This window comes from Acidobacteriota bacterium, assembly GCA_038040445.1.
Classification (GTDB): Bacteria; Acidobacteriota; Blastocatellia; order UBA7656; family UBA7656; genus Onstottus_A; species Onstottus_A frigus.
Map to the genome: position 1 here is coordinate 126017 of JBBPIG010000001.1, position 21082 is coordinate 147098.

Annotated in this window: 18 protein-coding genes; 8 read left to right on the plus strand and 10 right to left on the minus strand. The window is 58.2% G+C overall.

Features of this window, described 5'->3' with window-relative positions:
* Positions 1-8 precede the first annotated feature (8 nt).
* Positions 9-1202, minus strand: a complete 1194-nt coding sequence (locus AABO57_00535) for an acyl-CoA dehydrogenase (GenBank protein ID MEK6284207.1) — start codon at positions 1200-1202, stop codon at positions 9-11.
* Positions 1203-1485: 283 nt separating this feature from the next.
* Between AABO57_00535 and AABO57_00540 the strand changes: the two genes are divergently transcribed.
* The gene (locus AABO57_00540) at positions 1486-2010 is read left to right on the plus strand and encodes an ankyrin repeat domain-containing protein (protein MEK6284208.1); all 525 of its coding nucleotides are present in this window, start codon (positions 1486-1488) and stop codon (positions 2008-2010) included.
* Between the two features lie 261 nt (positions 2011-2271).
* On the plus strand, positions 2272-3030 hold the full coding sequence (locus tag AABO57_00545) for a hypothetical protein (GenBank protein MEK6284209.1): 759 nt from the start codon (positions 2272-2274) through the stop codon (positions 3028-3030).
* Positions 3031-3124: 94 nt separating this feature from the next.
* On the opposite strand, the gene AABO57_00550 is transcribed toward AABO57_00545, so the two are convergent.
* Entirely contained in the window at positions 3125-5578 is a 2454-nt protein-coding gene (locus tag AABO57_00550) for a Smr/MutS family protein (GenBank protein ID MEK6284210.1), read from the minus strand.
* A 202-nt stretch (positions 5579-5780) separates the two neighbouring features.
* Here AABO57_00550 and AABO57_00555 point away from each other — a divergent pair, with 202 nt between their 5' ends.
* The 4 genes from AABO57_00555 to AABO57_00570 all read left to right on the plus strand — a co-directional run bounded on the left by AABO57_00555 (position 5781) and on the right by AABO57_00570 (position 10364).
* Positions 5781-6167 (plus strand): aspartyl protease family protein, encoded by a 387-nt coding sequence (locus AABO57_00555; protein MEK6284211.1) that lies wholly within the window; start codon positions 5781-5783, stop codon positions 6165-6167.
* 57 nt (positions 6168-6224) lie between these two features.
* Positions 6225-7391, plus strand: coding sequence for an N-acetyltransferase (locus AABO57_00560; protein ID MEK6284212.1), 1167 nt, complete (start codon positions 6225-6227; stop codon positions 7389-7391).
* Positions 7392-7472: 81 nt separating this feature from the next.
* Complete coding sequence (locus AABO57_00565; protein MEK6284213.1) at positions 7473-8315, plus strand: BON domain-containing protein; 843 nt, start codon at positions 7473-7475, stop codon at positions 8313-8315.
* Between the two features lie 216 nt (positions 8316-8531).
* Positions 8532-10364, plus strand: coding sequence for a chloride channel protein (locus AABO57_00570; GenBank protein MEK6284214.1), 1833 nt, complete (start codon positions 8532-8534; stop codon positions 10362-10364).
* A gap of 5 nt (positions 10365-10369) precedes the next feature.
* Here AABO57_00570 and AABO57_00575 read toward each other — a convergent pair whose 3' ends face one another.
* Positions 10370-10651: a hypothetical protein gene (locus AABO57_00575; protein ID MEK6284215.1), complete on the minus strand. Its 282-nt coding sequence runs from the start codon at positions 10649-10651 to the stop codon at positions 10370-10372.
* Positions 10652-10740: 89 nt separating this feature from the next.
* Between AABO57_00575 and AABO57_00580 the strand changes: the two genes are divergently transcribed.
* Entirely contained in the window at positions 10741-11412 is a 672-nt protein-coding gene (locus AABO57_00580) for a transglutaminase family protein (protein MEK6284216.1), read from the plus strand.
* Between the two features lie 73 nt (positions 11413-11485).
* Here AABO57_00580 and AABO57_00585 read toward each other — a convergent pair whose 3' ends face one another.
* From AABO57_00585 to AABO57_00610, 6 genes are all read right to left on the minus strand, one after another.
* The gene (locus AABO57_00585; protein MEK6284217.1) at positions 11486-12274 is read right to left on the minus strand and encodes a hypothetical protein; all 789 of its coding nucleotides are present in this window, start codon (positions 12272-12274) and stop codon (positions 11486-11488) included.
* A 34-nt stretch (positions 12275-12308) separates the two neighbouring features.
* Positions 12309-13502, minus strand: a complete 1194-nt coding sequence (locus AABO57_00590; protein ID MEK6284218.1) for a thiamine pyrophosphate-dependent enzyme — start codon at positions 13500-13502, stop codon at positions 12309-12311.
* A 150-nt stretch (positions 13503-13652) separates the two neighbouring features.
* Positions 13653-14222, minus strand: coding sequence for a hypothetical protein (locus AABO57_00595; protein ID MEK6284219.1), 570 nt, complete (start codon positions 14220-14222; stop codon positions 13653-13655).
* Between the two features lie 130 nt (positions 14223-14352).
* On the minus strand, positions 14353-15639 hold the full coding sequence (locus tag AABO57_00600) for an amidohydrolase family protein (GenBank protein MEK6284220.1): 1287 nt from the start codon (positions 15637-15639) through the stop codon (positions 14353-14355).
* A 99-nt stretch (positions 15640-15738) separates the two neighbouring features.
* A complete protein-coding gene (locus AABO57_00605; GenBank protein MEK6284221.1) occupies positions 15739-16446 on the minus strand; it encodes a uracil-DNA glycosylase in 708 nt (235 codons plus the stop codon).
* Positions 16443-17111: a hypothetical protein gene (locus AABO57_00610; protein MEK6284222.1), complete on the minus strand. Its 669-nt coding sequence runs from the start codon at positions 17109-17111 to the stop codon at positions 16443-16445. Before AABO57_00610 ends, AABO57_00605 begins: the two co-directional genes overlap by 4 nt.
* 258 nt (positions 17112-17369) lie before the next feature.
* Here AABO57_00610 and AABO57_00615 point away from each other — a divergent pair, with 258 nt between their 5' ends.
* Complete coding sequence (locus AABO57_00615) at positions 17370-18173, plus strand: alpha/beta hydrolase (protein MEK6284223.1); 804 nt, start codon at positions 17370-17372, stop codon at positions 18171-18173.
* 201 nt (positions 18174-18374) lie between these two features.
* Here AABO57_00615 and AABO57_00620 read toward each other — a convergent pair whose 3' ends face one another.
* Positions 18375-20615 carry an FdhF/YdeP family oxidoreductase gene (locus tag AABO57_00620; protein MEK6284224.1) on the minus strand — a complete coding sequence of 747 codons (2241 nt, stop codon included), beginning with the start codon at positions 20613-20615 and terminating at the stop codon, positions 18375-18377.
* Positions 20616-21082: the final 467 nt, after the last annotated feature.

Below are 21082 nucleotides of genomic sequence, written 5' to 3' on the forward strand. Positions count from 1 at the left end.
GCGAAGAATCAATAGCTCTTCGGCAGACCGAGCACAAAGTGGCCGATTATGTTGCGCTGTATTTCAGACGTCCCCGCTTCGATCGTGTTTCCCCTGGACCGCAAGTAAGCATGCGGCCACTGGCCGTGGTCGACCGCGTACTCGCTCTCTTTCGTCAACTGACCATAATCGCCGAGCATCTCCATAGCCACTTGCTGCATGCGCTGATTCATCTCGCTCCAGAATATCTTTTGAATCGAGCCTTCGGGACCTGGCACGCCGGTCTTGGCCATTCTGGTGGTCGCGCGCATTTGATTCAGCCGGAAGATTTCGATCTCGGCATAGATCTGCGAAAGCTTCTGGCGAATGATCGGATCGTCGCTTGCCATGTGGCCGTTGCGATGAGTAGTGCGAGACAGCTCAATCAGTCTCTCGATCTGGCGCTTGAAGGTGATCTGAAGGCTCGCGCCCAACGTTCCGCGCTCGAACATCAGCGTGGCAATGGCGATTTTCCACCCGTCGTTTACTTTGCCTACAACATTTTCAACCGGCACCGACACGTTCTGAAAAGAGACCTCGTTGAACTCCGAGTCGCCGGTCATCTGTTTCAACGGACGCACGCTGATTCCCGGGCTGTGCATGTCGATAAGCATGTAGGTCAGACCCTTGTGTTTGGGAACATCCGGGTCCGTCCGCACGACCGCGAAGCACCAGTCGGCGAAATGTCCGAAGCTCGTCCACGTCTTCTGGCCATTCACGATGAAGTGATCGCCTTCGAGAACTGCTTCCGACCTTAGCGCCGCGAGATCAGAACCGGCGTTTGGCTCAGAGTACCCCTGGCACCAGATTTCGCCGGCGGCGAGGATCGGTGCAAGAAAGCGTTTCTTTTGCTCTTCGCTGCCGTAGGCAATCAGCGTCGGACCTAGCAGCGACACCCCGAGCACATTTATCAGCGAAGGCGCTGCGGCGCGGGCCATCTCTTCGATGAAGATTGTCTGCTCGATCAACGTCGCGCCCCGGCCGCCATATTCTTTAGGCCAATTAATGCCGACCCATCCGGCTTCGAACATCTGCTTCTGCCAGGCGCGGAGAAATTCGAAGCGCTGCCTCGAGTCTTCGTCGTGAAAGGCGGCCGGGTCCCAACTTTCAGGGATGTTGGCATGAAGCCAGGCGCGAAACTCATCGCGAAAGCGCTGCTCGGCTGGCGTCGGATTGAGGTCCATGATTTTCCTCGCTATGATTCATTGGTTGATGTGGGTCGCTCATTATAGCGCGTCAACCCGGATGTACCAACCGGCGGATGTACCGTAGACTGTCCAGTCTGCGGATGTATTCCTCAAGATGGGATTGACGCCGCAGACTGGACAGTCTACGGTACACAACCGGCGCAAGCGGTTATTCAGCTTTTTGAGGCCGCGACGCCATCATGGTAGATTTATCGCTCATAACAATCCGAGTTCAATGCGGCTGCTGGACTCCCTCGGACGACTGAAAGGAATAATCGCGATGCGCAAAGATAAACTGTTTCCGCTGCTCCTGGCGCTCTTACTCGCTGCTTGCAGCAACTCATCGACGGCCAACAAGAACTCGCAGACTGCATCCTCTCAACCTGCGTTGGATGCCAAGGACGCAGAAGGGAATCCTCCGGTTCTCCGCGCGGTGAACAGCAACGACACCACAGAGCTGCGCCGGTTGGTTGAAGCTGGAGCCGACGTGAATGCAGCCAGCAATTCCGGAGTCACGCCGCTGATGAACGCAGCGGGAATGGGGAACAGGGAAGCCGTCGAGCTGCTGATACAGAAGGGCGCCGATGTGAACCACCGAACATCGGGGAACTACACGCCTCTGATGCAAGCAGCGCTGACGGGGCAGATTGAGATTGTGAAGATTCTATTGGATGCCGGGGCCGACCCCTCGGTGAAAGATACCGGCGGCCGGACCGCGAGCGCCTACGCTGAAGAGCACAATCACAAGGATATCGTGCAGCTTATAGAACAAAAGATGGGGCCGAAAAGCGCCGGCAAGAAGTGAGAACGAATGAACGGCAAATTGCTCGCATGGTCTCTGTGCGCTCGTTGAGACGAGACCGCGGGCACAGACCAGAGTCTGTGCTACCTCCGTACTGATTCAACAACGGGCACAGACTTAAGTTTTTGCCTCGCCCATTAATCTTGAAACACAGCCACGCGTGGTTCTATATTTAGTGTGCTGCTACCCGGCGGTGCCCCCCCAGAATTGGTTCTGAGTATCACGCAGGGATCAATCGCCAATTAACAAAAGAACCGGAGCATCATGAGACGAACCGTTATCTCGATCATCGCCCTGGTAGCGCTTGCCGCTGTAGCGCACTCCCAGAAAACAATCGGGTCGCCTGCCGATACGGTCATCAGCTTCTATCGCGCGCTTAAAGAGAAGCGCTATGTCGAGGGGTTCCATCGATCCGTTTATCGGAACGCGATCGACGGCCTGACGCCTTCGGAGCTCAAAGATCTCGAGCCGGACTTCGCGCGAACGTTCGCCGCGATTCCGGACAAGATCGAGCCGAGCGGCGAGCAGATAACCGGCGAGACGGCGACGGTCTCGTTGAAATTCGGAGGCGCGGATGAACCTCAGCAGGTTGGGCTCGTGCGCATTGGCGCTGAGTGGCTGGTCGGCGATAAGGAGACTCTGACGCTGGTGAATGCGCAGGGCCGCGCTTTCTTCTTCAACGCTCGAATGTTGGTGAACGAGGGAGAAGCGTTTGAGATGCTGCAGCGCATCATTGGCGCCGAGATAATCTACTCGCGGAAGTTCGAGGGAAGGAACGCATCGCTTAAGGAGCTGATACGACTGGGCGGTGTGCCCAGGGACATCGAAGATGGAGAAGCGGGCGGTTATAAGTTCGCGTTGACTGTTAGCGCGGACGAAAAGTCGTTCTTCGCCACTGCATCACCAACCATGTACGGCAAGACAGGCAGGGTTTCTTTCTACGCAGATATCAACGGCGTTCACGGCGAGGATTTGAAGGGTCAGACGGCTACAGCGCGATCCCCGATCTACCAGCCAAAGTGATGAAACGTTCAGAGTTTAAGCTTTAGCTTGCGGTAGGCGAAGAGCAACCTAGGCGAAGAGCAACCTAAAGGTTGAACTCTGAACCTAGGCACATCTACTTCTTGAGCGCCACGATCGTAGCGCCCGCGCCGCCTTGATTGGGGGGCGCCGGGTTAAAGCGATCGACGTGAGCGTGACCGGTTAGAAGCTCGGCGATTGCTCTACGCAGCGCGCCCTTGCCGTGGCCGTGAACTATGCGTACAGTTTCGGCGCCGGCCATAAACGCTTCGTCTAAGAACTTGTCTACGCGATCGGTGGCCTGGTCAACCGTTGCGCCGATCACGTTGATTTCGGGTGAGAAATGCTCGTCGACGCTTACATCTGCACTGACGCCGCGAGGCAGCGCAGCGGCGTGCTTCGATGCCGGAGCCGGGCGTTGCCTCAGCAGTTGAATTTCATCACGCTTCGCGCGAAAGCGCAGCGAGCCGACAAGCACCGTGTATTCATCGCCGTTAATTGATTCAACGGCGCCTTCTTGATCCAACGTCTTTATCTTTACCCGGTCGCGTTCGTGTATCTCGGCGAGGTCTAATTCAAATTCAATCCCGGTCGTCGGCTGGACTTCGGCGGTAAGCGCCACAGAAGCGGCCGGGGCATTCGAGTGTGGGGCGCTCGCAACTTGCTTACGCAGCCTGACGCCCGCCGAGCGGCGTAGCTCTGCCCCACGTGTTTCTGCTTCTTTCTTCAACCTCGCGGCAGTGACCCGATCGTTGACGGTCTTGAGCAAGCGCTCGCTTTCGAGGCTGAAGTCGCGGATCACCTGCGCAAGCTGGCTCTCGAATGCGCTTTGTCGTTCAGTCTCTCGCTGAGCGAAATCAATATCGAGACGCGCGTACTTGTCTGCCGTCGCCTGGCGCTCGTCTTCGAGCGCCGCCCGCAAAGCCTCTTGCTCATCGACGAGCCTCTTGAGTTGTTTGAGGTAGTCGCTTGCCTGAGTGTGAGCCGGATCCAGCAAGGTGGTCGCCTCGTCGATGATCTCGTCCGGAAGATTCATTCGACGCGCAATATCAAGACCGGCCGATGCGCCGGCTACTCCAACGATCAGTCGATAAGTCGGCCTCAACGTCACTTCATCGAACTCAACCGAAGCGTTCAGCACTCCCTCGGCCTGCGAAGCCCAGGTCTTCAGCGGGTTGTAATGCGTCGTGGCGATCGTCGTCGCTCGGGCGCGGTGAAAGAAATCCACGATTGCAACGCCGAGCGCCGCGCCTTCGTCGGGGTCCGTTCCGGTGCCAACTTCGTCGAGCAGAATCAAGGCGGGCGGTGAAACGGGCGCTGAAACGCTTTGGGCCATCTCGGCGATGTTGCGCATGTGAGCGGTGAAGGTCGAGAGGTTCGCGGCTATCGACTGTTGATCGCCGATGTCCGCAAGCACCTGCCCGAAGACCGCCAGCACCGCGCGAGTTGCCGGAACGTGCAGTCCGCTCTGCGCCATCAGCGCAATGAGACCAACGGTCTTGACGACGACTGTCTTGCCGCCGGCATTCGGCCCGCTGATGACTACGGTTTGGTGCGCGTCATCCATCTCGAGCGAGATCGGCACGGCCTTTCCGCCGGATCGCTTGAGCGTGTGATCGAGCAGCGGGTGACGCGCGTCTTCGAGAATCATCAAGCAGCCTTCAGTCATCTCAGGCCGCACGCAGTTGAATTCGGCAGAGAGCCTTGCCTTAGCGTGTGTGAAGTCGGTCTCGGCGAGCGAATCGGCAACAGCCGCGATGCCGCTGAGGTTCACTCTGAATGCCTCGGTGATCTCGAGGAGGATGCGCGCGATTTCGATTTCTTCTTCCTCGCGAAGCCGGACCATCTCGTTGTTGGAATCGATGATCGTGAGCGGTTCGATAAATGTCGTCTGGCCGCTCGAGGAGAGACCGTGCATCACGCCGGGCACCTGCCCGCGCGAGTCCGTGCGCACCGGAATCACAAACCGTCCATTGCGAACGGTGACGATGTCTTCCTGGATCGCCGACGGCGCGCGCTCGTGCATGAGCGATTCCAGATTGCGATAGATTCGCGAGCGGCGCTCGTTGATTTCGCGGCGTATGCGGCGCAGCACTGGACTGGCGCTGTCGTCGATCTCGCCGGTGGGTAGAATCTTGCCGCGAATCGAAGCAAGCATTCGCCTGAGATCGGGAACCCGCCCGGCGATTGCCGACAGTTGAGGGTAGCGGCTCTTGATCTCGGTATCGGCGAACTGGTCTCGCACATCCATGCCGGCGGCAACCAACCGCTGAAGCGCGAGTATCTGCAGCGGTTCCAGACTGGTCCCCTGAACTTGGAGCTCGGCCAGGGAGTCCTCAGGATCGGCCACATCGCTAAGCCCAAAGGAGCCGCCGGTCGCGAGATAATTGACGCACTCGGTGGTTCGATCCAGTTCGACATTGATGTGATCGCGATTAGTGGAAGGCACGACCGCCATCACCCGCTTTCGGCCGAGCGGAGTCTGAACGTGCCGCGCTAACAGGGCGACGAGCCCTGCGAGATCGAGAGTTCTGAAAGTACGTTCATCCATGACAGCTTTTCCGTGTTGTCAGGAAAACAAAATCTTAGCCGCGCGTCCGAAGCCGGTCAACGTGAGCTTTCGTGAACGCATTGATCGTCCCGCAGGCTCATCAGCGTCGAAGAGCATCGGCGTTTCGTTGTACGCGGGCACTGGATTACCTATAATCGCTGCGCATTCTGATTGAGATCGCAGTTGCCGGGAGGAGGCTCACATGGGACTGACCGTTTTAGAGGTTGAAGTAGGAAATCCTGCTAACCCTGATGTGACAGAGAAGCTTGAGTTTTTGATCGACTCAGGGGCTGTTTACTCCGTCGTTCCAACTCCCACGTTGGAACGACTCGGCATCAAGCCTTTCGCAGAGCAACAGTTTCGCTTGGCGGACGGAAGTAAGATCGTTCGAAAGAAGGGAGGCGCTCTTTTCAAGTACGACGATAACATCGGCGTGGCAGACGTCATCTTCGGCCTGGAAGGGGACAGTGTGCTGTTGGGCGCGTTTACGCTTGAATCGCTTGGGCTAGTCCTTGATCCACTTCGCCGAGAACTGAGGTCGCTGCCGATGATACTCGCTTACGGTGTCGCTGGTACCGAGAAGGCCTGACGAGTTCAGCCTGAGTTGCCGACGAGAGCCCGTGATCTCATTGACCGACGCAACAAAATGAACAGTTCAAAGCGTGTCATACAACCGGCCCCTGAAACCCAAATCCGTGCCGTCCGTGGTTCACGCGACAGGCGTGCGTTTATCGAGTTCCCCTATAAACTCTACCGTGGCAACCCGCACTGGATCGCGCCGCTGAGGATCGCGCAAAAGGACGTACTCAACACAAAGAGCCACCCTTTCTACAAAACATCAGACGTCGAGATGTTTCTGGCCCGGCGCGATGATCGCGTCGTTGGCCGCATTATGGCTATCCTCAATCACGCGCATAACGAATTCCATAGCGAACGCGTGGGCTTCTTTGGTTTCTTCGAGGTCGAGAATGATCAGCAGGCGGCAGCGGCGCTTCTGAATGCCGCGAGAGATTGGGTTCGCGGGCGCGGAGCCGAATCGTTTCGCGGTCCGGTGAATCCTTCGACTAACTACGAGTGCGCGATGCTGATCGAAGGCTTCGATCTGGACCCGATGATTATGATGACCTACAACCCGCCTTATTACCCGAAGTTGCTTGAAAGCTACGGGATGAAGAAGGCGATGGATCTTTACGCGTACGACATCGCGGCGGACTACTTCAACCATTCGGACAAGCTCCAGCGCGTTGCCGAGCGGCTCCGGAAGAAGAACAACATCTGCGTTAGAACCGTCAACATGAAAGACTTCAAGAACGAAGTCCAGATAGTTCGCCGGATCTACAACGATGCCTGGAGCCGCAATTGGGGATTTGTGCCGATGAGCGAAGAAGAGTTCGACCATCTGGCAAAAGACCTCAAGCAGATCGTCGATCCGCGTGTCGTCATGATCGCCGAGCAGGCGACTGACGGAGGAAAGCCGAGGCCGGTTGGATTTCTCCTTGCGGTGCCCGATCTCAATCGCGCGCTAAAGAAAATCAAAGGGCGCTTGCTGCCGTTTGGGCTGCTCAAGCTGTTGTGGCACTCGCGCAAGATCCACTCGATCCGCGTCATTACGATGGGCGGCATTCTCGAGTACCAAAGCCTGGGCATGGGTGGAATCCTGCTCGATGAGATATATCGCCGTGGCCCTGCGGCTGGCTTTCCCACGGGAGAAATGAGTTGGGTGCTGGAGAACAATGTGATGATGAACCGGGCGGCTGATTTGATCGGCGGCCGCCGCTCGAAGACCTACCGGATTTATGAGATGCCGGCGTGAGAAGTTGAAACGCGCTGGACCTTCGTCGAAGGGTTTTCTGCTATCATTCGTTTCCAGGTTGAGAATGCGGAGGTCTGATCAATGCGCAAGCTCATCGCCGTTCTGATTCTACTGGTCGTCATCGCCGCGGCTGGGTACTACGTCTACACGCACGGATGGAAAAAGCCCGAAAGCTTCCGCGCGCTCTTCTCGTCGTCGGGTGATCCGGCCACTACTCGAAAGGTAACGACGGCGCTCGGGCTCTCGAAGCGTCTGGCGGGTTTTGACATCGGCGTGAACGCCAGCGATGGAGTTGTCACTCTCACCGGACAGGTCCCCTCCGAAGACATAAAGTCGCTCGCCGGCGCGATCGCGCGCGACACGCCGGGCATTACGGATGTGAAGAATGAGATCGCGGTTGATCCGGCGGCGCAGCCCTCCAGCGAAAGCGTGCACGTGGAAGACCTCGAAATTCGCGTGGCAATCCTCGAAGCTCTTGCGCGTAGCCGTGAGCTTGGAGGCAAGAACATCGACGTCAAGGTTGAAAATAGAACGGTCACTTTGTCGGGATCGGTCGAGACTCCGACGCAACGGAATGGCGTCGAACAGATCGCGCGCGCGGTGGATGGTGTTGCGGGAGTGACTAACAACCTGGTCGTCACAAACCCGCAAGCGGCAACCGAACCGCCGACAGCAGGTTCGCCTCCGGCAGAATCGACTACCGACCTTGCCAGGCGCGTTCAGTTCGAGCTGTACCAGACGGAAGCCTTCAACACCCGCGCGATCCAAGTCAGGGCTGAGGACGGCACGGTGACTCTTTCAGGCACTGTTAGGTCGCGCGCTGAACAGTTGCTCGCGGAACGCGTCGCGCAAAGCGTGCCCGGAGTCATAAAGGTGATCAACGAACTGAAGGTGATGGCTGCGGCTGGGCGCCCGGGAGTTTAGAGTTCAAGCTTCAGCTTGAGTTTAGAGTTCAAGCTTCAGCTTGCTGGCGCTTGCAACCTACTGGCAACCTAAAGGTTGAACTCTGAACTCTGAACTCTGAACTACGAACTCCTGGCTATTAAGAAATGGCCGTACTCAAACGTTTGATGTATCATCGCGCTTACGGGCTTCCGGGCAGGAAGTCCTCCCGTCCGCAACCGTCCGGCTAAGGCAAAGGTGGAACGAGCAGAGTTCATAAAAAAGTGGCGCCGCGTCGAGCTTAACGCGACCCGCATATTCCAGCGGCTTCGCCTCCCTACCAATCAGAAATACTTTGTCCTTACCATCACCATAGCCATCGCCTGCGGGCTTGTCGCAGTCAGTTACCACCTCCTTATCAAGCTAATTTCTGCGAACCTGATCGAACGAGCAATCGCGATTCAGGGACCAAGCCGGGCTGCCTGGATTCTGATCATTCCGACCGCTGGAGGACTGGCCGCTGGGTTGTTGATCCATCACTTCGTGCCCGACGCGCGGGGCAGCGGCATTCCGCAGGTGAAGATCGCCTACACGATGAACTACGGTCGAGTCCCGATGCGAACGGCCGCGGGCAAAGCAGTCATCTCGGCATTGTGCGTTGGCTCGGGAGCGAGCCTGGGACGCGAAGGCCCAACGGTTCAGATCTGCGCGGCGTTGTCTCACGCGATCGCGCGAATGTTTTCGATACCGCGGCGCAAGCAGATGAACCAGCTACCCGTCGGGGCGGCCGCCGCCATCGCCGCCGCGTTCAACACGCCAATCGCCGCGGTGACCTTCGCGCTCGAAGAAATCATCGGGGACCTGAATCAAAAACTAGCCGCCTCGATAGTGATTGCCGCGGTCATCTCGGCTACGATCGAGCGCACGCTGCTCGGCAAGAACCCGCTGTTCACCGGCGCAAACATCTACGCGCTCAACGATGCCAAAGAGCTGATCGCTTACGGTGCGCTTGGAATAACCGCGGGAGTTGTTGGCGTCGTATTCTCGAAGCTCATCCTCTGGCTGCGCTTTGTGTTTCGCGATCGAGTACACGTGCCGGGGTGGTCAAAACCCGCAGTGGGCGGCGCGATAATCGGCGTGATCGGTCTGTGGCAGCCGCACGCGCTTGGAATCGGCTACGACTTTCTCGGGACCGTGCTCAGAGGAGAGGATCAGCTCGTGCTGAAAGCCGTCGTGCTGCTGATGCTGGCAAAGATACTTGCTTCGGCGTTCAGCTACGGGTCGGGGATGTCGGGCGGCGTGTTGGGACCTTCGCTGTTCGTCGGCTGCATGCTTGGGGTTGCCGTATGGCACTTGCTCATGTTCGTGGAACCGGATGCGGCAATCGCTCGAGGCGCATTCGCTCTTGTCGGCATGGGCGCGGTGTTCGCGGCAGTGGTTCGCGTGCCGATCACTTCTATCCTGCTGATATTCGAGATGACCTACAACTATGAGATCATCTTGCCGCTTATGATCGCCAACGCAATCGCGTATGCGGTCGCCTCACGCTTGACGCCGTTGTCGATCTACGAGGCTTTTCTGTTCCAGGACGGAATAAGTCTGGGCCGCGCGCCGAACACCGATGTGCTATCGCGGGTAACCGCGGCGTCGGTGATGACTCAAGACGTGGTCACGCTGCCGGACGACATTACGGTCGGTGAGGCGCTCAACATCGTTGGCGGGCTCGAGTTCAACGGGTTTCCTGTGTTGCGCGACGGCGGAATTGCGGGATTGATAACTACGGGTGACCTGAGGCGGCTCGAAGCGGATGGGAGGCAGGACGAGATGATCGACGCCGTAATGACCAGGAAGATCGTTCACGCGCACCCGGATCAAACGCTCGACACGGTGGTGCTGAAGCTGGCGCAGCGCGAGCTTTCTCAGCTACCGGTGGTTTCGCGTGCCGATGACAAGCGGCTGCTTGGGATCATCACACTTCGCGACGTCGCCCGCGCGCAAGCGAAGCTGGCAGCGCAGCAGTACTCACTCGGACCCGACGATACGATTCAGCCCGCCAATGTTGGAAGGGCGTCGGACCGGTCAATGTACTAACCAGCTCACTTCTTGAATAGATTATCGAACGCCGACCGCGGATCGGAGGCGGGGCCTTTGACTCCGCCCGAACTCAGCTTATTCGGGATGAAGAAGTCGCAGAAGTTCCCCTTCTCGCGGTCAGTCACCCACTCAGCTTGCGGCTCGCGGCATTTGTTATGAGCATGCGGATCGTAGTTTGTGCAATTCAGACAGCAGTGAATGTCCGCGCCACAATGCGGGCACTCGTCGGTCCGCGAAATGTGGCCTTCGATCTTCAGCTCGCGCTGACATTGATGGCAGATCATAACTGCTCCCGAACGACTTCACCTGACGTTGAGAATATAAATCGGGCGCCACTGGATCAGCAACATATGTTCGGCTAAACTTCATCAGTATGGACGACGTCGACCTCACTTCCTCCACTCAGACAATCGAATCGACACATCCAAACGTGGTTGACTTCGCCAGGCTGCACGCCGGGGACGCGGTCTCGGATGTCGAGCGGGTGGTCAGATTGTTCTACTCGGTCCGAGATGGCTTTCGATACGACCCGTATCAGATTGATCTGACAATAGCCGGTATGAAAGCGAGTACGACTCTCGTCGCCAAGCGGGGATGGTGCGTGTCCAAGGCGATTCTTTTGGCGGCGTGTTGCAGGGCGCTTGGGATTCCAGCGAGACTCGGATTCGCTGACGTGCGAAACCATTTATCGACCGAGCGGATGCGACAAAGGATGCGCACCGACATATTCTATTGGCACGGCTACACCGAGATGCTCATTGCCGAGAACTGGGTGAAGGCGACTCCGGCTTTCAACATCGAGCTGTGCGAGAAGTTTCGACTCTTGCCTCTGGAGTTCGATGGACGAAACGACTCGCTTTATCATCCGTTCGACGCGGAAGGCAATCGGCACATGGAGTATGTTAGCCACCGGGGAACTTATTCGGATCTTCCGCTGGAGGAGATCATCAGAACGTTCCAGGAGAAGTACGCCTTTGCAGACAAGCGGTCGGAGCTTAACACGGCGAGTTTTGATGAGGATGTGGAACGTGAGAAGGGTCTGTGAGAACATCGACGGTTGCCATCGGGCTTCGGCCGGCTTGCTGAAGCCTGCCGTCAAAGAGGGAACTGTCCTCTGATCAACGCGGCGCCGCGACCAGCGTTCGAGCGCGAGCTACTTTTTCCGAAGCCTTCCTCCATATTCCCGCAAGCAGTTTTTCGGCTGACAGTCTGTTTCCGGAAGCGGCCGCTTCGCGCAGGTCGGGGTACAAAGCCAGCGCATCGCTCACCACCGGTGAGTCTGTCTCGGCGATGGTGCCATCGCTCGACCGCCCGAACTTCAGCGTCCAGATCGTTCTCGCCCAGGAATAGTCGGTCAGCGCTCCGGCCATCAGCGATACGACTCGCGCTTCCGTCGCGTTGTCAGTCGAGCTGTATTTGGCGACGAAGCGTTCACTCGCCCGGCGCAACTCAGTCACCAGGCGTCCGTACTCGTTGTAATCGACGCCCGGCTTTAAGCTCGCCGCCAGATTCTGGAAGAAGCCTAACGCCGCGTCTGCGTCTCGAGAGAAGTCGGCTCGCACCGGGCCAACTGTTTGATCGATCCGCGCGCCAGCCGCTGCTGAGACGCCAAACGACAACGAAGCGATCGTGTCGAGAGCAAGAGTAGATTCCAGGTTGTCCGCTTTGAAGCGAACGCTGTAGGCGGTCAGGTCGAGCAGCTCGCCGGTGATGCGGTCCCCGTTCTTGGTGACGATCGAAACAGTCGAACCGATGATGCGCGGCTTCGTTACGGTCGCGGCTGGCGGTTGGCTCTTAGCCGCGCGTGAACGCGTGGGCTTCTTCTTGCGCGTCTGTGCCCCCGGCGCGGCGCCCCAGCACAAAGAGAAGCACAGAGAGATGATCAAGCTCGCGATGATGGATTTCATACTCAACCTTTATTCTTATTTCAACTGACGGTTGCTAGAAAGCGGTTGCCGCCTCTTCGAGAACTAATTGAGCTTCCGCATACACGCCTTCGCCTGCCGATTCGGCTCTGGGCATATTGGCGCGGCCGCTCTTGAGGGCTGCCTCGGCTGCTTGTTCAATTTCCCGAGTCGCTCGCGCTTCAAGGCGGCGGAGCACTTCGGCATTGCCTTCACGAAGCGCTTCAGTGCGCTCTAAGCGGCGCCCGCTTTCAAGGTCCAGCGTGCCCTCGATCAAATAAGTTTCGTAGACCCCAATCGGGTCTCGCTTGCCCCAATGTGAGAAAAGGGTCGAGTCAAAGGTTGCTCGCGCCTCGCGTTCGTCGTGCGTAGCGTGCCCGCCCATCCTGAACGTATCCGCAATCAGCAGAACCGGCCCTCGCCCGGCGCGGCACGCATCAGCGGCAAGCTTCGCCGCGGCGTAAGCGTCAAGTACGTTGTTGCCATCGAACGCGCCGCCTTCAACCCCGTACGCCGCGGGCCAATCCATGAACGAGCCTCGATGATGCTGGTCCAGCCTTGTGCCGAGCGCGACCTTGTTGTCCTGAATGATGACGATCATCGGAAGCCGCTGAACCGCTGCGAAGTTCATGCTTTCGTGAAACACTCCGGACTTGGTTGAACCGTCGCCGATCCAGGTGAGAGCAACACGAGACTCATGTCTGAGCTTGAAGGTCAGCGCCACGCCCGCGGTAACCGCCATTATGTCTCCGACGTGGCTTATTGGGGCGAGCACGCCTCGCTTGAATTCTCCAATGTGAAGATCGCGGCCGCCATTCGGTGAGTCGGCCGTGCCCAGATAGCCGCGTAACATATCGGCGACGGTCATCCCCATTTCGTGACAACCGCCGGCGTTGCGAATCATCGGGGCAATAAAGTCGGATGATAGTCCGTCGGGCGCGACCGAACGATCGAGCGCGTGGACCGGCCCTATTGTAGCCGCTTCCTCGCCGGTGCCGAGCCATGCCTTGGAGATAACTCCTTGCTTTACCCATCGCTTCAGCGCGATGTCGTGGAGGCGATTGCGAACCAGACCTTCGTAAAGCGCAAGCAACTGACCCGGCTCCAAAGCTCTGATGATCGCACTTCGCTCCGAGTCTCGATCGATTGTTCGCGCGAAGCCGGCGACGACCTCGGGATCAGGCTTCCAGTCGATGTACTCGGGTGGATCGAATGCCGGGTATCGGATCATAGAAAATGGTTTCGGGTTCAGGGTTCAGGGTCCCGGGTTCAGAGTTTCCGTTGATATGTCGACCATTCTCGACTGTCGAACTGCACGCTCGGGACTCTGAACCCGGAACTCTGAACCCTGAACTCGGAAACCCGAACCCTGAACCCTGAACTATTGTAATCCTAGCGGCAACTTTGGGTCTGCCAGTGCGATGTCTACTTCGTCGCCAACTTCTACCCCAAGAGCTTCGGCGGCGCCCGGCGAGATGCTTATGTCGAGCCCGGTGTTTTCGTGCGGTCCGTAGTCCACCGCGCGAACGACAACGGCGTTGCCGTTCTTCGCATTGGTCACCAGCAGCTTCTTGTTTGCCCACCAGCGCTTCACTTCTTCGGGAGTCAGGTGCTCGACGTGATAGTTCCAACGCATCGCACAATAGAAGCTCTTAGGGTTGAGGCTGCGCACTCGCTCGTAAACTCCGTGCGGACCGGTTGGCAGCGCAAGCTTATCCTCGGGCTTCACGCCGCGATCCTTAGGCCCGCCAAATACGCCAGCCTTCCCATGAAGGGCTGGCAACTGGGGCTGCTCGTCAACGGCTGGAGCTTTTGGCGCTGAAGCCTCGGCAGCCGGTTGAATCGGACCCTTGGGCTCGCTTGATTCGCTTTCCGTGCTCTTGGTTGATGTGGCTTTGCGACCTGACTTGGTCACGGTCCCTTTCTTTGAGCCGGCTTTCGCCTCTTTCATACCATCTCCTTTGTGTCTGCGTTGAGAAGTGCAAGTGCCTGTCGCGCCACGAAGATTAATTATACACGGCTGGCGTGATCAGTCATGCGCGCGAATCGACCCGAAGGCGCGAGTGCTGAGGCATTCGATTCTAGCGCTTCACCACAACCTGACCGCCCTTCATTACGAAAACCGCGTGCTCGAGAAGCGTCACGTCAGCGGTGGGATCGCCGTTGACCGCGATGATGTCCGCGAAGCGTCCAGGCTCTATTGCGCCCACACGGTCGGACCAGCCCAGCAAATCCGCGGCGTTGACAGTAGCCGCCTGTATTGACTGCATTGGGGTCAGACCGAGCTTCACCATCACAGCAAATTCGCGAGCGTTCAGGCCGTGGGGATAAACCGCCGCATCGGTTCCGAAGGCGACCTTCACTCCGGCCTTGAATGCGCGAGCAATGTTTTGCCGAGCCGCCGGCATGACGACTTTAGCCTTCTCGACCATGAATTCGGGCACGCCAATCCGCTGATAGTTCTCCATAAACCAATCGCCAAGGTAGATCGTCGGCACAAGGTAGGTACCTTTCTCTTTCATAAGACGCATAGCGTCGTCATCGATGAACGATGCGTGCTCGATGGAATCGACGCCGGCCATCACTGCTTGTTTTATTCCGGCCGCGCCGTGCGCGTGAGCGGCGACCTTGCGGCCGAGGCGGTGAGCTTCAGCGACGACCGCGCGAATCTCGTCGTCGTTGAACTGAGTTGCCTCGGGAGAATCACCTTTGGACAGGACCCCGCCGCTCGCGCATATCTTGATGCAGTCGGCGCCGTACTTGGCGATCTCTCTGGTCTTCGCCATCAGCGCCGGTACGCCATCGGCTACGCCGTCGGCTTTGTGATGAAATTCGGGGGCGAGCAGGCTTTCGTCGCAGTGGCCTCCGGTGACTCCAATGGCAGGCCCCGAAGCATCGATCCGCGGACCCGGTATGTCGCCCGCGTTGATTGCATCTCGCAGAGCTATGTCGGAATAGCCGTTCGCACCGACGTTGCGCACTGTCGTGAAACCGGCTTCCAGAGTCAGTCTCGCATTCTTCGCCCCGTAGAGAGCTTCGCGCGGCGTTGATATCCCCAACGATGAATAGCCCATGTGTGAAGGGTCGAAAGTCAGATGGGTATGGCAATCGATCAACCCGGGAAGCACGGTAGCGTTAGACAGATCGATCACCCGAGCGCCGGCTGGCGCCTGAACCGACTGAGCTGGGCCAACCTGCTTTATCCTATCACCCTCGATGAGAATGGCCTGATCGGTCAACACGCGGCCCGCGCGGACGTCGATGAGCCGCCCTGCTTTGATGAGCACGATCTCTTTAGCCGGAGACTGCGCATGGAACGCGGCAGGAAATAGCATGAGTGCTACGAGTGTCGATAATGTTTTTTGCATCTTTCAAGTCCTCCGGAAAAGAGGGAGTTCAGGCTTTAGCTTGGTCGTACGTTTATCGAGCATGGTACTACCAGGCTAAAGCCTGAACTCCACGCTCTTTTAGGCATCAATCAGCTCGCGCGTCCGGGTGAACACTCGATCAAACATTGGTTCGGTTAGCTTCCCGGTGAACGTGTTCTGCTGGCTCGGATGAAACGAGGCTATGAGCGCCATTCCGTGCTGCAGTTGGCACTCGGCTCCGTATTGGAACTTAGGCCGGCGCGAAACGGGCTGCTCCAACCCGACCGAAGCAATCGCCACGTCGAATGCCAATCGTCCCAGCGCCACAATCACGCGAACCCGCCCGAGCAATTCAAGCTCTCTCAGCAAGTATGGTCTGCAGTTGGCAATCTCCTGAGGCAGAGGTTTGTTTTGCGGAGGCGCGCATCGAACCGCCGCGGTCACATAACAGTCCCGCAACCGAAGCCCATCATGGCGATCAACCGATGTCGGTTGATTCGCGAAACCCGCTTTGTGCAGCGCGCGAAAGAGCCAGTCGCCGCTTCGATCCCCGGTGAATAGGCGCCCGGTGCGATTGCCTCCGTGAGCCGCGGGCGCGAGACCAATCACGAGCAATCGCGCACGAGGATCGCCGAAGCTCGGGACCGGCCTGGCCCAATAGCCGTGATCGGCAAAGCGGCGAACCTTCTCGCGGCCGACTCTCTCGCGCCATTCGACCAGCCGCGGGCAGAGCCGGCACGCGACTATGCATTCTTGCAACGAAACCAGCGAGTCTGATGTGAGAGCAGCCAGCATTTTGTTGGTCACTTCCAATCGATGCCCACAGCTTCGAACCTCGTCTTGCCGATGTTCTTGATTGAGTGAGTGACCGGCGCCGCGCGCCAGCGGAAGTCGCCAGGCTTATACTCGATCGTCTGTGGCTCTTGTCCCGGCGACCGTACGAGTACCTTGGCCGGCGAGATAAACACGCTCAGCGCCGAGAGATTGTGAGTGTGCATGTTTGTGGACTCGCCAGGGTCGAGTATCAAGCGCTCGACGCGTACGCGCTCGTTGTCGAGCACGATCGAGTGGCCGGGTAAGGTGTCGGGCGTTGAGGCTCCGGCCGGACCCGGCGAGCCGAGGATCTCGATCGTAATGTTCCGAAACCGAAAAATGGAGGGATTGCTCACACGATGAGTGACGGGGCCCTTTGTGAACCGGACCTCGCCGTCCTTCAGGCTGAGCTCGACCGGCTGACTGCCCATCACTTCGGCGTCCAAGCCGGCGTCGCCGATTGTGACGAATGCGTAGTCGTTCGCGTGAATGTGAAATAGAGTCGCGTCACCCGGCGCAACGAAAACGTCGAAGACTCGCACGTACTCGTTCTCAAATTTCAGATGATGCCGTGGTTCGCTGGCAACAGGCACCGGAGATTGAACAGTGGATGAGAACAGTCCGAGAAACGACAGCGCGGCGGCTACGATCAGTCGCATCGGCGCACCTCCTTTTCAGTCGAGAGCAATGTATAGCGCACGGTTTGCGGCGGCTGCAAGGAAAACGTTGCATCGTCCTTTGGCAAGAATGGAAGCTCAGGGGTGCGCTCAGGTTTTCGCGCATACCCACACGCGCCAGCGGTGGGTATGCGCGAAAACGTGACGCGCAGCCTAAGCTCAACCGGCGCTTGGTGAACGGAGCGAAGTCAAGTTACTGTATGTCTGAATCGTGCATCGCGCGATGTGGATGAGGAACGCTTGCTATTCGTAACCATTGATGAATCGCCATTGGCTCCCGGGATCGGAGTTGTAGAGATTCACTACCGCGAGTTAGGCTCGGGTGTGCCGCTGGTGTTTCTGCACGGCGGCTGGGGCTACGAGATTTACCCTTTCGATCGGCAAATCGAAGCGTTCGGCGATCGCTACAGGATTCTGATACCCGATCGCACCGGATACGGCCGGTCGCTGCGCATACAGCATCTTCCCGCTGACTTTCACGCGCGCGCCGCAATCGAGACGATGCGCTTGCTTGATGCGCTTCACATTGAGCGCTCGGTCTTGTGGGGACACAGCGATGGGGCTGTGATAGCGGCGCTGATGGGTCTCGCTGCGCCCGATCGAGTCTCAGGGTTGATTCTTGAAGCGTTTCATTTCTACCGAGTGAAGCCCGGTTCACGAGAGTTCTTTGAGGTGATGGCAGGCGACCCTGGCCTGCTGGGCGAGCGAGTTGCGACGACGCTGGCTCGTGACCACGGCGAAGACCATTGGCGAAAGCTGATCGTGATCAATGGAAGTGCATGGTTGCGGATTGCGGATGAAGCAACTGGCGATAAGCAAGATCTGTATGAAGGCAAGTTGTCCCAGCTTCGAGCGCCGACGCTTTTCATTCACGGCTCTCGCGATCCGCGCACTGAGCCGGGAGAGATCAACGCGTTGCGGGCTCAACTGCCCAACGCGAGGATGGAGATCATCGAAGGCGGCGGGCACAGCCCTCATAGTGAGAGCGCTTCGGCAGCGGAGAGCAATCGAGTGGCGACTGAGTTTCTAGCGTCGATTGCCTGAAGAGCGCTGGAGGACAACAAGAAATAGACCGCGGATAAGGCAGATGCGACGGATGGGTTCTTGTCAGATCGGCGGGAATCGGTCGCATCCGTCCGATCCGCGGTCTATTCAATCTTAGCCACGGAATGTGTTCCTCATTTTTGATTGATGATTCGTGGCTCTTTAACTCCAAGGCGCGAAGCCGCAAAGCCGCCAAGGGGACTAGCTTATTCGCTCGATCTCGACTTCAGTGTTGAAGTCCGGCATTCCGCACTCAGGATCCGACACGCCGCGTTCAATCAAGACGTTCCCTTCGGGCCAGTGAACTTGCAGGTTGCCCGGTGCAATCGCCGCAATCAGGCAACGGCCTCGAAGCTGCCCCGCCGTGCTGGTCAACAAGACTTCGTCGCCGTCCGCGACTCCGATTCGGCCGGCGTCTTCTTTACTCATCAGCACATCTTCACGGCGCGCGCCGGTGAGCGGGTCGCGGTTCTTATGCACCATGCTGTTGAACTGCTTTCCGCGACGCGTTGAAAGCCTCAACTTTGTGGTGGTGACTTCTTTTTCGACCTTGATGACGGAAAACCTGGCGCGCCCGTCGAGCGTCGGAAAGTGAGTGACCGAGCGGCCCTCCGCGGTTGGTGTTTCGCATAAGCGCTCGCCGCCCCATTGAACCTGGTCACCAGCTTTGTTCAGATGCTGAATGCCTTCGTATGCCGGGACTGCTCGGGCAAGTTCGTTGCGAATCGCTTGCGCGTCGTCGAAGTGCATCAGGTGAGCGAGGCCGGGCCGCGCGCGTTCGGCGATCATCATTGGAATTTCCCATTCCGGCAGCGACTCGCCGATTCTCCGGCCGGGAATCTCCGGGCTGAACAGTATGCGCCGCTCGGTAGATGTTTCAGTTCCTCCTCCGCGCTGTTCGTAGCGAGTCTGCGCCGGTAGCAGCACGACTGTGTCGGCCGGTTCAACCATCATCTGCGGACTGAGCACGATGTCCTGGTGCACTCGCAGCGGGATTCGCTCAACCGCCTCGCGCACGTAGCCGGGTTCGGGCAAGGTCTCGAGAAAGTTGCCGCCGACTTGATACAGCACGTCGAGCTTGCCTTCGTGCGCCGCATCGATCATCTCGACAGCATTCAGTCCTCGCGAGGCTGATACGTCAAAGCCCCACAGCTCAGAGAACCGCTTCGCGCCGTCAGCGTCAACTGCGGCGCCGCCGGGAAACTGATTTGGCACTGCTCCCACCTCGGCACCGCCCTGGACTCCGGAGTGACCCCGTATCGGCATGAGTCCGCACTTCTCGCGCCCGACAAACCCGCGCGCAAGCGCAAGGTCTACAATTGCACGCACGTTGGCGACTCCGTCTCGATGTTGTGTGATTCCCATCGACCACACGAACACCGCGGTCTTTGCCTCGGCGAGCATCCTGGCGAACCGCAGCATCTCTTCTCGAGTCGAGCCCGAAGCTGGTTCGAGCAGTTCCCACGAATAGTCACGCAGGGCGGCTTTTAAGTCGTCGAATTCCGCGGTCTGTTCGGCGATGAATGCCTCATCGGTCCAGCCCTGGTCAATCAAGTGCTTGATGACTCCCGCCATGAACGCTTTGTCGCCGCCGGTGTGTACCTGAAAGAACGCGTCGGCGATTCGAGTCCCGAAAAGCGCGCTCTCGACAACGGATGGGATCCAATATCGCTCGAGCCCCGGCTCGCGATAGGGGTTGATGACAGCTACGCGGGTTCCCAGCTTCTTGGCGTGATAGATGTACTTGGTTGTGACCGGTTGATTGTTAGGCGTGTTGCTGCCAAAGAGCACCAGCAGGTCGGTGCCGATCCAGTCCTTATACGAACAGGTTGAAGCCGAAACGCCAAGCGCTTGTTTCAGCGCTACTGTTGAAGGCGCGTGGCAGATTCGCGACGAGTTATCGACGTTGTTCGTGCCTAAAAAGCGCGCCGCTTTTTGCGCGACGTAGTAGGCTTCGTTGGTAAGCCCGCGCGAAGTGAGATAGAAAGCCAGCCGATCCGGTTCGGTGCGGTCGATACGCGCCGCAATAACGCTGATGGCTTCGTCCCAGGTCACCCGCGTAAAGCTCGGCTCGCCGCGCCGTCGAATCATGGGATAAGGCAAACGGCCAAGCTCGCGCAGCTCCGCGCCGGACATTCGAGCAAGCTTTCCTGCATCTTCGAAGCTCCTCACGTCGAGCGCGGGCATCGTGTTGAGCCGCATTAGATCGAGCCTGATCATGCACAGATGAACGCCGTCCATCGTGAAGTCGTGTATCCCGGTTGTTCCAAGCGCACACCCGTCACACACACCCTTAGTCAGAATGCGCAGCGCAAACGGCAGCTCATCACGATTGCGCCAGACCGTTTTCAGAATCTCGGCGTAGTGATTGGGCTTTACCTGACCGATCCCGTTAGGCATCAGGCTTACCCAGGTCTTACTGTTCCATTTCGGCTTGGCCATTGAATCTCACACACGCGAGAGGCTCGCTCCGAGTAACGCGACGGCACACGCCCGGTCATTTCATAGAATCCTCGGTTGAAAAGCAAGCAGCTTTTTCGCTATTGACCGCGTGCGGTGAATGCCTTCAACCAATGTGACCGAACGTTGACTAGCGCGTTCCGGCGTCTCGAATCTATCAGAACCTCACATGTGATTGCAGGCCGAAGCGTTAGAACGGACGTCGGCAACGTGAGGCGGCTGGTGGCACCCAGCTTGCAATTCGATATTGCGACGCGATTGAGCGCGCACGGATTTGAGAGTCGATACGCGAGCTCACTATCTGGACGGCCCCTAAGATCACTGGCATCATGGCAACCCTTTACTTCGGCCCGCCGCCCCGGCGGGCTTTTTTCTTTTGGATTCCCGCTCGAACCGCCAGTTGTGCCCGATAGAGAATTGCGCGACAATCAACGGTCAAGGCAAAAGAC